The 15111-nt window shown below is 45.0% G+C and carries 17 protein-coding genes; 9 read left to right on the top strand and 8 right to left on the bottom strand.

The genetic code is table 11. The features are described 5' to 3' along the window. Nucleotides 1-94: 94 nt before the first annotated feature. Together QT998_RS17280 and thiS are read left to right on the top strand one after the other, a co-directional pair. Entirely contained in the window at nucleotides 95-1177 is a 1083-nt protein-coding gene (locus QT998_RS17280; RefSeq protein WP_333088632.1) for a thiamine phosphate synthase, read from the top strand. A gap of 180 nt (nucleotides 1178-1357) precedes the next feature. After that, nucleotides 1358-1570, top strand: a complete 213-nt coding sequence (gene thiS, locus QT998_RS17275; protein WP_194009021.1) for a sulfur carrier protein ThiS — start codon at nucleotides 1358-1360, stop codon at nucleotides 1568-1570. A 246-nt stretch (nucleotides 1571-1816) separates the two neighbouring features. On the opposite strand, the gene rpmA is transcribed toward thiS, so the two are convergent. The 5 genes from rpmA to QT998_RS17250 all read right to left on the bottom strand — a co-directional run bounded on the left by rpmA (nucleotide 1817) and on the right by QT998_RS17250 (nucleotide 5061). Beyond that, on the bottom strand, nucleotides 1817-2113 hold the full coding sequence (gene rpmA / locus QT998_RS17270) for a 50S ribosomal protein L27 (protein ID WP_194008994.1): 297 nt from the start codon (nucleotides 2111-2113) through the stop codon (nucleotides 1817-1819). Between the two features lie 27 nt (nucleotides 2114-2140). Continuing rightward, entirely contained in the window at nucleotides 2141-2533 is a 393-nt protein-coding gene (gene rplU / locus QT998_RS17265; protein WP_194008993.1) for a 50S ribosomal protein L21, read from the bottom strand. Nucleotides 2534-2946: 413 nt separating this feature from the next. After that, a complete protein-coding gene (locus tag QT998_RS17260) occupies nucleotides 2947-3162 on the bottom strand; it encodes a hypothetical protein (RefSeq protein WP_194008992.1) in 216 nt (71 codons plus the stop codon). A gap of 337 nt (nucleotides 3163-3499) precedes the next feature. Next, nucleotides 3500-4009, bottom strand: coding sequence for a DUF3122 domain-containing protein (locus tag QT998_RS17255; RefSeq protein ID WP_333115923.1), 510 nt, complete (start codon nucleotides 4007-4009; stop codon nucleotides 3500-3502). 107 nt (nucleotides 4010-4116) lie between these two features. Beyond that, on the bottom strand, nucleotides 4117-5061 hold the full coding sequence (locus QT998_RS17250) for a hypothetical protein (RefSeq protein ID WP_333115920.1): 945 nt from the start codon (nucleotides 5059-5061) through the stop codon (nucleotides 4117-4119). A 239-nt stretch (nucleotides 5062-5300) separates the two neighbouring features. Here QT998_RS17250 and QT998_RS17245 point away from each other — a divergent pair, with 239 nt between their 5' ends. Then, complete coding sequence (locus QT998_RS17245) at nucleotides 5301-6206, top strand: AraC family transcriptional regulator (RefSeq protein WP_333115918.1); 906 nt, start codon at nucleotides 5301-5303, stop codon at nucleotides 6204-6206. A gap of 152 nt (nucleotides 6207-6358) precedes the next feature. Then, nucleotides 6359-7903, top strand: coding sequence for an NB-ARC domain-containing protein (locus QT998_RS17240; RefSeq protein ID WP_333115914.1), 1545 nt, complete (start codon nucleotides 6359-6361; stop codon nucleotides 7901-7903). 16 nt (nucleotides 7904-7919) lie between these two features. On the opposite strand, the gene petJ is transcribed toward QT998_RS17240, so the two are convergent. Then, a complete protein-coding gene (gene petJ, locus QT998_RS17235; protein WP_333115911.1) occupies nucleotides 7920-8297 on the bottom strand; it encodes a cytochrome c6 PetJ in 378 nt (125 codons plus the stop codon). 74 nt (nucleotides 8298-8371) lie between these two features. Then, nucleotides 8372-9859, bottom strand: coding sequence for a glycerol kinase GlpK (glpK, locus tag QT998_RS17230; protein WP_333115908.1), 1488 nt, complete (start codon nucleotides 9857-9859; stop codon nucleotides 8372-8374). 534 nt (nucleotides 9860-10393) lie between these two features. On the opposite strand from glpK, the gene QT998_RS17225 reads away from it, so the two are divergent. After that, nucleotides 10394-10978 (top strand): endonuclease dU, encoded by a 585-nt coding sequence (locus tag QT998_RS17225; RefSeq protein ID WP_333088644.1) that lies wholly within the window; start codon nucleotides 10394-10396, stop codon nucleotides 10976-10978. A gap of 113 nt (nucleotides 10979-11091) precedes the next feature. Here the strand turns inward: QT998_RS17225 and QT998_RS17220 are convergent, their stop codons facing one another. Continuing rightward, nucleotides 11092-12300, bottom strand: a complete 1209-nt coding sequence (locus QT998_RS17220) for a hypothetical protein (RefSeq protein WP_333115904.1) — start codon at nucleotides 12298-12300, stop codon at nucleotides 11092-11094. 851 nt (nucleotides 12301-13151) lie between these two features. On the opposite strand from QT998_RS17220, the gene QT998_RS17215 reads away from it, so the two are divergent. The 4 genes from QT998_RS17215 (at nucleotide 13152) to QT998_RS17200 (ending at nucleotide 15022) form a co-directional block, all read left to right on the top strand. Beyond that, on the top strand, nucleotides 13152-13280 hold the full coding sequence (locus tag QT998_RS17215) for a hypothetical protein (RefSeq protein WP_333088647.1): 129 nt from the start codon (nucleotides 13152-13154) through the stop codon (nucleotides 13278-13280). A gap of 69 nt (nucleotides 13281-13349) precedes the next feature. Continuing rightward, on the top strand, nucleotides 13350-13835 hold the full coding sequence (gene apcA / locus QT998_RS17210; protein ID WP_333088649.1) for an allophycocyanin subunit alpha: 486 nt from the start codon (nucleotides 13350-13352) through the stop codon (nucleotides 13833-13835). A 176-nt stretch (nucleotides 13836-14011) separates the two neighbouring features. After that, complete coding sequence (gene apcB, locus QT998_RS17205) at nucleotides 14012-14497, top strand: allophycocyanin subunit beta (protein WP_006634930.1); 486 nt, start codon at nucleotides 14012-14014, stop codon at nucleotides 14495-14497. Nucleotides 14498-14818: 321 nt separating this feature from the next. After that, complete coding sequence (locus QT998_RS17200; RefSeq protein WP_006634929.1) at nucleotides 14819-15022, top strand: phycobilisome linker polypeptide; 204 nt, start codon at nucleotides 14819-14821, stop codon at nucleotides 15020-15022. Nucleotides 15023-15111: the final 89 nt, after the last annotated feature.

Genomic DNA, 15111 nt, shown 5'->3' with positions numbered 1-15111 from the left:
AAATTAGGTCGATCGCACTTTGCCACAATCTTGACGGTGTGGGAAAATGTAGCAGTTTGACAGGTAAGATTAATTTTAATTAAGGTGGTTCTGAATGACCGAGAAACAAAACAGAACTTTACCGGCACAGCCGGCCCTCTGCCGGATTTTAGATGCAAATCTAGACCGCGCGCGCGAAGGGTTGAGAATTATTGAAGAATGGTGCAGGTTTGGTCTTAACAACGCCGAAAAGGCCCTGGCGTGCAAGCAACTGCGTCAGGAATTGGCGGCTTGGCACACGGCAGAATTACGCAGCGCTAGGGATACGCCGGCAGATCCGGGGACGGAGTTGACTCACCCGCAGGAAGAGCAGCGATCGAGCATCCAGCAGCTACTGGAGGCGAATTTCTGTCGGGTGGAAGAAGCTCTGCGGGTACTGGAAGAGTACGGCAAAGTTTACGATCCAAATATGGGCAAGGCTTTTAAGCAGATGCGCTATCGGGTGTATACTCTCGAAAGCGATTTGCTGGCTTACCGGCGCTACCAGCAGTTACTTCGATCGCACTTATATCTGGTAACTTCGCCCCGAGACAACTTGTTACAAGTCGTGGAAGCTGCTTTGCAAGGCGGGCTGACTTTGGTGCAGTACCGCGACAAAACCTCTGACGACGGCGCAAGGTTGGCCAACGCGCGGCAGATGAGCGAACTTTGTCACCGCTACGATGCTTTGCTGATTGTGAACGATCGCGTGGATTTGGCGATCGCAGTGGATGCCGACGGCGTACACTTAGGGCAGCAAGATTTGCCTGTAGCCGAGGCGCGCAGGTTGCTCGGCCCGGGACGGATTATCGGCTGTTCGACTACCAATGGCGAGGAAATGCAGCGAGCTATTGATGCGGGAGCCGACTATATTGGAGTTGGGCCTGTCTACGAAACTCCGACGAAAGCAAACAAGCCGGCGGCGGGTTTGGACTATGTGCGGTATGCTGCTGATAAGTCGCCTGTTCCTTGGTTTGCGATCGGCGGAATTGATATCAACAACCTCGATCAAGTATTGAATGCTGGATCTCAAAGAGTTGCCGTAGTGCGATCGATCATGGAAGCAGAACAGCCTACTTTAGTCACGCAGTTTTTGATCTCGCAGTTGATTCGGATGCAGAATCTGAAGGCCCAGAAAGCTTTGCGAGGGACAAGCTAAATTTATTAGCTTAGTTGATTAGCAATTTGTCGGGCGGGTTTCGTATACCGATATAACCCGTCTGAGTTCGGGTTTTGTCTGACTTTCTGGCGGTTCAAACCGGCGAGTCTTTTCATTTCAAGCGTATTGAAATATAATTTTTGTACCGAAGCAGCTCTAAAAACTGATAATATTTAAATGATGACAAATCAAATTGCGCTGGAAGTTAACGGAGAAAAACGCAATTGTGCGATCGACACACCGTTACCAAAATTACTAGAACAACTAGGATTAAACCCGCGCTTAATAGCTGTGGAGTACAACGGCGAAATCCTGCACAAACAATTTTGGGAAACCACAAACATCCAAGAGGGTGACATCCTAGAAGTAGTCACAATCGTCGGAGGAGGCTAGCCACAAAGCGAGCGAATCATATCAAATCCCTTGGCATCCAAATGATTCATCTCTCTCTTCTCTTCCTCTGCGGCCTCTGCGGCCTCTGCGGTTAAATCATTCCGAATTTCTCACAAAAATGGTCTACCAAACATGACATCCCCGACTTCTTTAAGAAGTCGAGGATATGGGTATATTGAGATATGAAATCAGGAAACATATCCCCAATTATATACGTTCCCAGGCAAAACCCAGGAACGCATAAAATTAAACTGCGACAGCTTCAGCCACAGCTTCAGTCGCCGCTGCAACCACAGGATAAACACTGAGTTTCTTGCGAGTTTTGCCCTTTCTTTCAAAAGTCACAACACCATCAACCAAAGCAAACAAAGTATCATCTCTGCCGATACCAACATTATTACCGGGGTGAACTTTCGTGCCGCGTTGACGAATCAAAATGTTGCCAGCTTTGACAACTTGACCGCCGTACTTTTTGACACCAAGACGCTGGGAATTAGAGTCGCGTCCGTTACGTGTGCTGCCTGTACCTTTCTTATGGGCCATAATGTCCTCAACTTTATTTACTATTGTTTATTCTGATTCAATTTCGCCAGTTTGGGGAGTTTCCACAACTGCTTGAGACAAATCTCTCGCGGCCAAAACAACACCATTGACTGTAATAGAGTCAATCATAAACCGAGTTGTTTCTTGGCGGTGTCCTTTTTTCTTCCGAGTTTTCTTTTTCGGCTTCATCTTGTAGACGAGGACTTTGCGGCCCCGGAAATGCCGCAGCACAGTTCCTTCGACTGTGGCATTTTCTACTAGAGGCTGGCCGATATGAACGTCGTCTTCGTGCTGGATCAGAAATACTTTGTCAATGGTGACTTGTGATTCAGCTTCGACGTGAAGCAGTTCGATGTCGTAGAAGCGGCCCGGTTCTACTCGAAATTGTTTGCCGCCGGTCTCAATAATTGCGTAGGTCATGGGATAGTCGTTGGGTTTGCCGTACAGGTAGCTGGTTAGTCATTGGTCATTAGTCATTAGTCATTAGTCATCAGTCATTAGTTATGAACTTTTGGCTGTGGACTTTTGGCTGTGGACTTTTGACGGCTGCTCTCCAGCTTTTGGAATGTCTCGACCTGATCCGAGCAGGATTTAGACAGACAATCTACAATTATTGTTGATTTGGGTATTTTTGTCAAGTTCTCCCGTGCGCCGCAATTTTCTAATTAGGCAGTCTTGCACGCAAAGGCGGTCATAAACCGGGTTTTTTTTACGAAAAGGGGCGTTTTCACCCAGAGTAAGGATAAAAAACCCGGTTTCTTTGGTCTGAATGTCGCGAACTGTTAGGGATAAAAACAGAAGATGCTGGACATTTTTATCCCATTTATCCAAATTCAAGCAGTCGCAGAACACCTGCTACTTCGCAACAATTCCAAAGCCTGATGTCTTACCCTGCCCTCCATCACCTCTTTTTGTAAAGTAATAAAAGCCTCAAAATCTTCCAAACCGTACTTAGTCATCTGCAACTGCTGTCGCAACATTTCTTCTGCCTCAACCGTTAAATAACCTGTTTTTAAAGCTTTTTGGACAATGGTACTGATTAAAGTCATAGTAGATTCACCCTGAAGGCACGCACGTAAACATTGGAGTTTTGTCACCAGACTAACTCTGATTTTAGTTTGTTTCGCGATCGCCCTTCAAATAGGTCAAATCTACCTTAAGGCATATTTTAATCTATCGATTTATCAGTGGAGAATTGTATCAATTTTTACTCAAAAATGCGATTCAATTGATGATTCAACAGCTATTCTTGAAACTCAAGCTACACATAAACAGTGTAGGATACTTTGAAAAAAAACTGGCAATCCCTTGCCATGTCTAGGAATCATCTAATTTTAAAAAATGATATTAAATTTAAAAATGTAGCACAATTTATTGTCACAGGCATTAGTTGGTTTCTAACAACAGTCGCCATTCTCTGACAGCAAAAGGAGGAACCAGCAACGCAGCTTGTTTTTCACCTTTCACAGGCAAGTTCAACCGCAAAGGCTGATTACTTTCGACTTGTGTAATGATTGATTTAAAATCGTATTCTCCGACATTAATCGGCAAATCCGACTCGCTCCAAATATCATTAGCCATGCCCATTGCGCGACTTCCCGCAGCCACATTCAGCGGCACAGGGTGCTGCAATTCTGTTCCGGGAAACCCTACCAATCTTAGATTAAAAGAGTTTACTACTCCCGACTTTACTCGCTTGTACAAAACCACTTGCCACGCTTTGTCATCAGTATCGCGCAGGCTTTGTACGGAACGAAACATTACTCTGTCGCCCGCTTCTGGATACTTGTGAATCGAGGCGAAAGCGGGCGGGCTGAGAGTTAAGGTTAGATACAAACACAAGCTAATGATTGTTAAAGCCTTGAAAAAAAAAGGTTTTTTACGGAGATTGTTCATAGGATGACCAAAATATCGCTTATTACCCAAAAGTTTAATAGATAAAAAAGTAGGGTGCGTGCGACGCGCCCTACTACTCATTTTAAACCTATAATCCCACTGCCTGCTTAAGCGCCGGGAAGAGCATAAAAAGCAACGCCCTCATCCCGGAAATCAGATCTCCCTTGTACCGCACGCCGCTGCTCGTCGCTTGCTGTGAAAAAGTGTGTAATATTTAGCGAATTTTCCCGTTCCCTCGCTAGGTTAGTAAAACGATAGACGGGTATCGCACCCGGAACTGCCGTGCTATATGAATTGAAAACCTCCCCCTGATCGCGGAACTGGGGTAAGGTGCGAACAAAGCTTATCTCACCAGGTTTATTCGTAAAGAAATAGGTTCCTGATGCCGTATTTAAGAAGCGTTGAACCTGTGCGTTACCGCCGTTTGGAGCAATAAATTCATCGCCTTCACTCTGGAAACGAGCAGGGTTGGTTAGTCGGTCACTTTTCTCTGTTGGATCTGTAGTATAAAAATGCCCTCCTGCCGTCTTGTCAAAGAAACGCGCCACGGGAACGCCACTACTGCCTTCTGGATTTACAGGCGCACCTGTTATAGGGTCTTTCAAGGTGACACTGCCACTGGGAGTTGAAACCTGTAATGTGAAAGGCTGAGGAACTTGTGTTAACGTATTATAGCTAGTCACGCGGACTACATAGTCCACACCAGGCACACTTGTAAGCGGGAAAGAAGCCCCATTGGAGTATTTGGTACCAGGAGAACTCGCTATTTTTGCGTTTGGGAAGCCGCCACTATCATCATCCTCAGCAAGAAGAAGAGCCCCATCAGCGACATTCGCACCCCTGCTGCCTTTGGGTACCTGAAAGACTTGGAGGTAAGGGTCGAAGCTAGTGCTCAGATCTTTAAAGAGATCGATTGATATAGGCTGATTAACTAACCCTACGTCTAAGAGGTAATCTTTAGCGCGAGTTCTTGCCGAACCATCGTTAGGATTAGGAGTCGGGATATCCTTGTCAGTTGCAGTTAACTGATTTGTCAGTTGAATTGATGCCATTTAAGCTGTCCTCTTAACTTTTTTGATAGCAGGTGTTATAAAATACTGCCTTCTACATTTATAAAACACTCAAGACTGATAAGTTACCTAACAGCTATTAGTATTTTTATTAGGTATTTTTGTGAAAACTACTCAATTTGGCATATTATACAGAAAGTTTCCGTATAACTACGAGTTATAAAGATGAGGTAGCTACTGGACAAAAATTTTATCCATAGGGATTGGAAGGACAGAAAAAGATGCTAACAGAAAGACCTTTAGCTATTGATTATTCTCAACAAGATGCAACTTCAAAGTTTGTTCCGCGCCCGCTCATTCACTCCAGTCATGACGCGGGATGGAAAAATATTCATCTAGCACACTATCAACTGCCTGCAATGGAAATTCCTGAAATATCTGGTTTGCAACATATAATTTGTCTTCCATTTTGGAAGCAGCCAACAGAAATGGAATTAGCCTTTGATGGTAAGCGTCACCTAGTGCAGCATGACCGGGATGAAACGGGTTGCATTGAAATCCTTCCTGCTTACGCACCTATTAAGGCTAGGTGTAGTCAGGAATTTGATATCACTCACTGCTACCTTGAGCCTACATTTCTTAATCATGCCGCCTATGAGTCAGTAAACCCAGATCGAGTTGAAGTTAATCTGACGCTTAAAAAACCCGATCCGCTAGTTTGGCAAATTATCTTAGCACTGACAGCAGTATTGGAAAACGAGCCAAATAATAGTTGCTTTTATGCGGATTCAATGGCGACGGCTCTAGCGGCTCATTGCTTAACATATTACTCAACCCGTAAGCATACTCTGATGGAATATGAAGACGGCTTGTCAAAATACAAACTAAAGCAAGCTATTGAATACATCAACGATCGTTTTAGTGAAAATGTATCGTTAGCAGAAATTTCAGCCGAATTAGGTATGAGTCAATACTATTTCTGTCGATTGTTTAAGCAATCAACTGGAATGACTCCTCATGCCTACTTAATTCAGCAACGAGTAGAGCGATCGAAGCAACTACTGAAGCAGACAGAATGGACAATAAACAATATTGCGATCGAGTGTGGCTTTGCCAATCCCAGTCATTTTGCAAAGTGCTTTCGCCGATACACAGGCATTTCACCTAAACAGTTTCGCATGATTTAGCAAGATTATGTTCTAATCGCAAAGAAGTGTTCGACTTGAATTGGCAAAACAGATTAAAGTCGCTTACAAGGTTGCATCAGGTGCATCTAATTTTTTCGGACTGACAAGTAGCTGTATCGAGTTGATGGGGTGTTTACTTATTATGAATATACATGACACAGCGAAATAAACTTTTACAAATACCAGCACAGAAGTTTATAGAGGCTTCGGCTTGCTGGAATCTCGAACAGTTGTATGCAGACTTGACAGCAGCCAAACAAGAGTACGCTAGCAGTACAAAGCAGCGACTCACTCCTTTAGAAAAAACTTACCTGCGAGGATTGCTTTGCAATTATAGTCCCCCGGAAATTGCCACCGCACTCCACCGCGAATGCGCCGGTATTAGAGTAGACTTATCGAGAGGGCTGTATCGCTACATAGAAGTTTTGACGCTCCAACAACCCAAAGACTGGAGAGAAATCCCAAGTATGCTAGAAATATTTGGTTATAAACAAAAGGGGAATGTAGAAACATTGCATCCTACATTGATAAATTATATCCAAACTCCCCAAACTCCCATTGAAAATCCAACTGAATGGGGGATGTTGGCTGATACGTCTATTTTCTACGGGCGCACAACAGAACTTGCTAACTTAGAGCAATGTATTTTACAAGAAAACTGTCGCTTAGTTGCTATATTGGGTATGGGTGGCATTGGCAAAACTGCTTTAGCATCTAAGCTAAGAAATATGATTAAAGACCAGTTTGAGTGCTTGATTTGGATAGACCTCAGTTATGCACCTCTATTGGCAGATACTCTGGTAAATTTGATCGAATCTTTATCAGATAAACCACTAAGCGATTTAGATAAATTGCGGTTAATTAGTCAGGATAAAAAAGTTTTTCTTCAAGCTGCGAGCGCTCTCAAAGAGCGCTCGCAGCTTGAATCTTATCTAGAAAAACTAATCGCTTCCACAACTGCAATAGAACAGACGATCATCGCTGATGGTATCCAGCGGCTGATTCAGTGTTTACAAAAGCGTCGATGCCTAATAATTTTAGATGAGTGGGAAGCTGTTTTCAGCACTGAGCAGTTAACAGGAAATTATCGAGAAGGATATCAAGTATATGGGGAATTTCTGAAACAAGTAGCAAAATCGCAGCATCAAAGTTGCTTGCTGTTGACTAGCTGTGAAAAACCCAAAGAAATTGCAGCGTTAGAAGGTCAAAATCAATCTGTACGGTCATTAAAATTGGGTGGTTTGGGAGAGGCGGCTGTGGAAATCCTTAAAAACAAGGGTTTGTCTGAAGAATGTGAATACTCAGAACTGATAGAAGCATACAGCGGCAATCCTTTAGCGTTAAAAATAGTCACAACAACGATTAAGGATATGTTTGGCGGAAGCATTGCTAAATTTTTAAAAAATGGGCTATTTCTGGGAGATTATAGCGATACGTTATCTCGGCAGTTTAATCGCTTATCATCCTTAGAAATCCAGCTATTGCACTGCATGGCGAAAGAAGTCAAGCCTGTTGAGATTGAAAAATTGTGTTCAAATATTCAGCAAGATCGGGACTCGGATTTTTTTAAGACGTTGGAATCGCTTTTCAGGCGATCGCTAATTGAAACAGTCCCAGCCGAAACTGAAACCCTGTTCGCGCTTCAACCTGCGATCAAGAAATATCTGATGTCTGTGGCAAGATTGCCTAAGCTATAAATAATCTACCAAGGTTCTATTTCCAATCGGTTTCAGCTTGGGATAGCACGTAAGCTGAAACATCGATAATTTGTTGTTCCGACAAACGATTTTTGTAAGCGGGCATAATACCTTTGCCGTTGGTTACTAAGTTGGAAATGTTGGCGATGGAATCCATGCCGTATTTTTTTAATGCTTTTTGTTTCAAGTTTTTGCCGCGCCTGATAATGTTGCTGCCGTTGATGTGACAGCCGGCACAGTTGGCGCTGAAGACTTCGGCGGCGGTGGCAGTTTCGGGAGTTGTAGCTGGATCGGCGATCGCCATTTGGGAATTAGCAGCGATTTCTACAAATGCTAGTGTCAGTATCAATAGAAAGGCGGTGAGAATTTTTTTTAATTTATTTAGGGAAATCATCTATTTGCAATTTGAAAAATAGTGCTGGGTTTCATGATATCACTAAATACGGGTTTTGGGGTTGACTCACCGATTCATTCTTCCCAGTCGAAGGTGCGGGTAACTGCTTTTTTCCAAAAGCGATATTTTTGTTCCCGAAGTGCGATCGGCATTTTCGGTTCCCAAGTAAAATCCACCGCCCAATTATCCCGCAATTCGGCTAGCTGACTCCAAAAACCTACCGCCAAACCCGCCGCATAAGCCGCACCGAGTGCAGTAGTTTCTGCTACCACAGGCCGCACCACAGGCACTCCCAAAACATCGCTCTGAAACTGCATCAGCGTGTGATTTCCCACCATACCTCCGTCTACTTTTAAAGACAAAAGCTGCACAGCAGAATCCTGATTCATCGCATCCAATACTTCTCGCGTTTGCCACGCGGTAGCTTCCAATACTGCGCGGGCAATGTGTGCCTTAGTCGCGTAGCGAGTTAAACCTGCAATTACTCCCCGCGCGCTGTCTTTCCAATAGGGGGCGTAGAGTCCAGAAAAGGCCGGGACAACGTAAACTCCGCCGCTATCTTCGACTGTATTTGCTAATGTTTCTACTTCCGCAGATGTGTTGATGATGCCCAAATTGTCCCGCAACCACTGCACTAAAGCTCCGGCGATCGCAATACTGCCTTCGAGAGCATACACAGCGGGCGATTCTCCCATCTTGTAGGCAACAGTTGTCAGCAACCCTTGCTTTGAAGGGACGATCGCCTCACCAGTATTCAGCAGCATAAAACAGCCCGTACCGTAAGTATTTTTCGCCTCCCCAACATTGAAACAAGTTTGCCCCACCAGAGCAGCCTGCTGATCGCCCAAAGCAGCAGCAATTGGAACACCATCTAACAATCCTTTTGCAGTACCAAAAATGTGACTAGAAGGGAAAATTTCTGGCAGCATAGAGCGGGGAATTCCCATTATTTCCAAAGTTTCAGAATCCCAATCGAGGGTTGGTAAATCCATCAGCATTGTGCGGCTAGCATTGGTAACATCAGTAACGTGCGCGCCGCCGGTGAGGTGCCAAATTAGAAAAGAATCGACAGTACCAAAAATCGCCTCGCCTCGATTTGCAGCTTCCCGCAATCCTGCAATATTGTCCAACATCCACTTGATTTTCGGCCCGCTGAAATAAGTTGCAAGCGGCAAACCGCATCGTTTTTGAAATCGCTCTTTGCCCTCGACTTCAGCTAATTTTTCGCAAATTTGGTGAGTACGGGTATCTTGCCAAACAATCGCATTGCCGTAAGGTTTGCCAGTGTTTTTGTTCCAAACAATTGCAGTTTCGCGCTGGTTGGTAATGCCGAGGCCAGCAATATCTTTGGGGTCGATTTTGCCTAGTTCAAGGGTATTTTTAATGACGCTTTGGGTGCGCTGCCAAATTTCCTCGGGATTGTGTTCAACCCATCCTGGTTGCGGATAGATTTGCTGGTGTTCTTGTTGGTTGCTGCAAATTATCTGTCCCAGGCGATCGAATATGATAAATCGAGTGCTGGTGGTTCCTTGGTCGATCGCTGCTACGTATTTTTTTGTCAATTGTTTAAAACCTTTTTAAGTAGAAGTTGTTGGTTGTTGGTTGTTGATTGTTAGTTGTTAGTTGTTATTTGTTATTTGTTATTTGTTAGTTGTTAGTTGTTAGTTGTTATTTGTTAGTTGTTGGTTGGTAGGGGCAGTGGATGGTGCGTGACCGCCCTCTCAGTTGTTAGTTGGTAGTTGTTAGTTGGTAGGGGCGGTGGATGGTGCGTCCCCGCCCTCAGTTGTTAGTTGTTAGTCATTTTACCCGCTCGTGAAGTCGAAGGTTAGTCATCAGTCATTAGTCATACAAAGGAAGAAAGAACAAGAAGAAGGAAGGATTCATTATTCATCAGTCACAAGAAGGAAGCCCTTCGGCTTTGCAAGCGGGTAAAAAGAAGACATAAGAAAAAAGAAGACATAAACAGCAACCTTTTGAGCAATATGTATTTTAGGTTTAGTTAAGTCAATTTACTGAGCGTTCGAGTCTTTAACGTCTATGATAATATGTAAAAGTCAAATTAATCTCAAAATTTTTAGTTTAGGGAAGTCCCTACTTTGAAACTAGCAGAATTGCTCAGACTCGATCGCACAATTAAGGTTATTGGCTTTGACGACGCTCCATTTTCTCGTACCAGCGGCGGTCTGGTGTCCGTCGCCGGAGTAGTCTGCGGGGGCACCAGATTTGAAGGAATGGTGTGGGGACAAGTCCTCCCAGACGGATTAGATTCCACTGATGCTATTTGTCAGCTACTGCTAGGAGGCAAATTTCTGCCGCAATTGCATCTCGTTTTACTAGATGGAATTGCTTTCGGCGGCTTCAATATTATTGACCTTCGGGAGTTAGCATCACGGCTGCAAATTCCTTGCGTTGCTGTGATGCGCCGCCAACCAGATTTAGCTGCTATTGAAAAAGCCCTCGGCTATTTACCGGACTTGGAATACCGTTTAGAATTGTTGCGTCGGGCTGGAAAAATTTATGCTTTTGAACCTTTCTTTTTTCAGGTATGCGGCGAACAACCGGAAGTAATCGCGCTGGTACTCCAGCGTTTGACTGATACTGGTAAGGTTCCTGAAGCTTTGCGTTTGGCTCATTTGATTGGTGCGGCGGTTATTACTGGTGTTAGCGGTAGTTCTGCTTGAATTTATTATGGGCGATTTGATTGATCTGAAGTCCAAAAAGTTGGTAGTGAGGAATGCGAGTCCGCTAATTTGGATGCGGAATCGCATTCCGAACGATCGAACCAAATAATGATTTAGCTTCTGACAATTTCGCCCTCGATTTCACCGAATTCGATTTTAGTTCCCAAGGCTAAAGTTAGGGCACTTTCAGGTTCAATCATTTTTATGTCGCCTTGAATGTCTGTGGCCCACCAAGCCCGATCGCCCAAATTAGTCAATCCCAACGAAAGCTGGTCTTTTGAACGAGAATTAACCAGCGCTACAACACCATTAGACGCGGTAGCTGTTAAACTAGGGATGTCCGATGTTAATAGCTGAGTTCCTGCAGTCAGAGGCATCACTCGACTTCCCAATTTCAGAAAAAATTGACCGTTGTTAGAAGAATCGGCTGGGGATTTGTGTGATATAATAGTCTGGCTGACAGGAGGCGAACTTGCAGCGGGTAAGTCAGAGTTTCCGACGGTAATTGTACAGTTTCCGATTCTCTTTTGGTCGCCCGATCGCAAATAACTCACCGCCCCGCTATCGACATTCTCGCAAGCAATTTGACCGCCTTCTAATTGAAACCGCATCGCTAAAGGCGAAACACCAGGAATGTAGATAATAGACAAATTTTCATCGCTACCAAAAGTCACCGGTTCGGCACCAACAGTCAGAGTGCGATTCGCTCCATTATCGTAACTAATTACCAGCCAAGCTTTGTTAAACAAAGTTTCGGCTACAACCAACATGATTCCAATCCAAAAGCCGATCGCAGCACAGCCAGCTAAACGGCCCGCCGTACCGGATAAATTGTAAGCAAACAGAATAAACAAACAACCGCCCAAAAGCCCGCCAACACCGCCGCCTCCCGCGCCACGCAGCGCTCCCAAATTAGGAATTCGTTTGGAAAGTCCAAGTCCTAACAAACTGCCGGCTATTCCCCAGCAAATTACTCGCAATATTTCGTTTTCACCGTCGCCAATCCCGCTAAAAATACCTTCGGCGATCGCTCCAGAAATTGCCCCTGCTATTAAGCCAAACAATCCGCCATTTTTTAAAGCTTGTTTAATTTGGGGCTTGCCTTTAATATAGTAATAATAGCCGAGCATAATCGCAGTAGCAATCCCGCCACCTACCAATCCAAACCAGCGAGTTGTGGACAATACACTGTCAAAAACAGATGTTGAATTATTGAGCCGCTGCATGAAAGGTTCGGTGATGAGATTGCCGGCAAAACCGCCGACAGCACCGCTAATCCCAAACTGCAAAGCTTTTTTAATGGCTGATAGATTTCTTTTCACGGCGCACCTGAATTATAAAGTGAGAGTCAATCGATATTGAGATTTTAGATACTTCGGCTTGCTTCGGCTACGCTGGCTCACAAGTCGCTCAGTACGAGTTTTAGATTTTAGATTTGGTTGGGGTAGCATCTGTACTTTTGTATTTTTAGCGAGCTGTGGCGATCGCCAGCCGTCAAAAAATAGTTATGGTAAAAGTGAGATGCTCCGTAATATCATGTCCGGTCTACGCTCGTAAAAAAAACATTCCGCACGCTCGATCCAATTTTATTTGACCGGAGATGGCATTACTTGCAGCTCCGTCAATGTGGGATTCTGACTTCGATCTAAAATTTTAGGTCGATCGCGACGAGTGTCGGGGGCTTGTCTCCCTTTTTGGCAGAGTCAAATTTAGCTACAAGCCCGAAAGTCACCATTTCCGATCCGTACCAGTCGCCACCCTGTCTCCTCCCGTCTCCCGCACCTTTTTTTGAGACAGAAGTCTCCGATCCTCGCGGCACCGTTTTCGGGACAAACCAGTCCCTAGAGCGATCGTCTGCAACCTTTGCTAGTAAATAATTTCAGCGTTTTTCTTGACTGTCAAATTTGCACCTATCAGAACCCAACTAGGGCCCCAATATGAAAAGGAATGTTACAAACTATTACAGTAACACTCAGAATGTGAACATAATGCCTCAAAATACTTGCGAGAGGTAGTTGCGTCAGACAAGCAATATTCTGACTAACTGCCCGACAGTTACTCGATCGCCACTTAGCGATCTGCTGCAATCTCGATCGTAGATTTAAAGATCGCATCAGTCATTTGTGGTATTCTAAGCGACAGGCACAGTGCGGGCACTCACAAGCGCACCGGCGTGAAGAACCAGCGCCGTCAAACACCGAAGGCAGTCACCAGCAAGCAAATTCAACACTTGCTAGCTCTGGAAAGTCCGCCCTTCCCCGTCAAAGCTCCTGCGACCAGCGAAGCGAAAGGTACGGGATGAAAGCGCCCGCCGCCGCTAGCTCAACGCAGAGCAGTTCGTATAGCAAAATATCCAGCGGGTACACACAAGATGAGTATCGTCACCAAATCAATCGTCAACGCAGACGCCGAAGCTCGCTACTTGAGCCCAGGTGAATTAGATCGGATCAAGAGCTTCGTCACCTCTGGTGAACGCCGCGTCCGCATCGCCCAAATTTTGAGCGAATCCCGCGAACGTATCGTCAAAACAGCAGGCGACCAACTTTTCCAAAAGCGCCCTGATGTTGTTTCTCCCGGCGGCAACGCTTACGGCGAAGAAATGACCGCAACTTGCTTGCGCGACTTGGACTACTACCTGCGTTTGATCACCTACGGAATCGTAGCTGGCGACATTACTCCGATCGAAGAAATCGGTATTGTCGGCGTCCGCGAAATGTACAACTCTCTCGGAACCCCGATTGCAGCCGTCGCCGAAGGCGTCCGCGCTATGAAGAGTGCAGCTTCCTCGCTGCTGTCTGGAGAAGATGCTTCCGAAGCTTCCTCTTACTTCGACTACGTTATCGGTGCGATGCAGTAAGGAATTTTGATTTTTGATTTTTGATTTTTGATTGAAGAATCGGGGGTTGCTGACAGCAAGCTAAAAGCTTTTGCAGATAACCAACCACTTAAAAATCTCAAATCCCCAATCCCAAATCCCAGATTCTAGCTCCAAAATTGGACTGACTCAGCCACTTTCTAGGAAACAAGACAACCATGCAAGACGCAATTACCGCCGTAATCAATTCCTCTGACGTTCAAGGTAAGTACCTTGACATCAGCGCATTAGACAAGCTCAAGAACTACTTCGCTTCTGGCGAACTGCGCGTCCGCGCCGCTACCGCTATCAGCGCCAATGCAGCCACAATCGTCAAAGAAGCAGTTGCTAAGTCTCTGTTGTACTCAGACGTAACTCGTCCCGGCGGCAATATGTACACCACTCGTCGTTATGCAGCTTGCATCCGCGACTTGGACTACTACCTCCGCTACGCCACCTACGCAATGCTAGCTGGCGACCCTTCCATCCTCGACGAGCGCGTGCTCAACGGTTTGAAAGAAACCTACAATTCCTTGGGCGTGCCCATCGGTTCTACCGTACAAGCAATCCAAGCAATGAAAGAAGTCACCGCCGGTTTGGTTGGTTCTGACGCTGGTAAAGAAATGGGCGTCTATTTCGACTACATCTGCTCTGGCTTGAGCTAAATCGAAGGAAAAAGGAAGAAGGAAGAAGGAAGAAGGAAGAAGGAAGAAGGAAGAAGGAAGAAGGAAGAAGGAAAAAAAAATTATTTTTTACCTCTTTAAGCTTTTAACTTTAAACTTTTAACCTTAAACTTTTAACTTTGGACTTGCTACCTTTAGCTTTCAAAGAGGTCAGGGAAGTTACGAGTGATTGCTAGACCGTCAAAGGCCAGTCGAGAAAGCCCGACAAGTTTTAACGAGCTAGTTTTGACTCCTAACTCCCTGACTTCAATCTTTTTAAAATCCATCTAAAAATCTGTAAACCTACTCAGGAGTTAGTTTCCCATGAGAATGTTTAAAGTGACTGCTTGCGTCCCCAGCCAAACTCGCATCCGCACTCAGCGCGAATTGCAAAATACCTATTTTACTAAGCTTGTTCCTTACGACAACTGGTTCCGGGAACAGCAAAGAATTATGAAAATGGGCGGCAGAATTATTAAAGTGCAATTGGCTACTGGTAAGCCCGGAGCTAATACTGGTCTACTTTAAGATCCGAGAATGGATTTGTAGAGGGCAAGAGGTCGATCGCGGCCTCTTTTTTTGTTTGTTATGATTTGATAGCAGAAGGAAGAAGGAAG

It is taken from the genome of Microcoleus sp. S1D4, from assembly GCF_036700765.1.
Classification (GTDB): domain Bacteria; phylum Cyanobacteriota; class Cyanobacteriia; order Cyanobacteriales; family Microcoleaceae; genus Microcoleus.
This window is presented reverse-complemented; position numbering and strand designations above follow the sequence as displayed.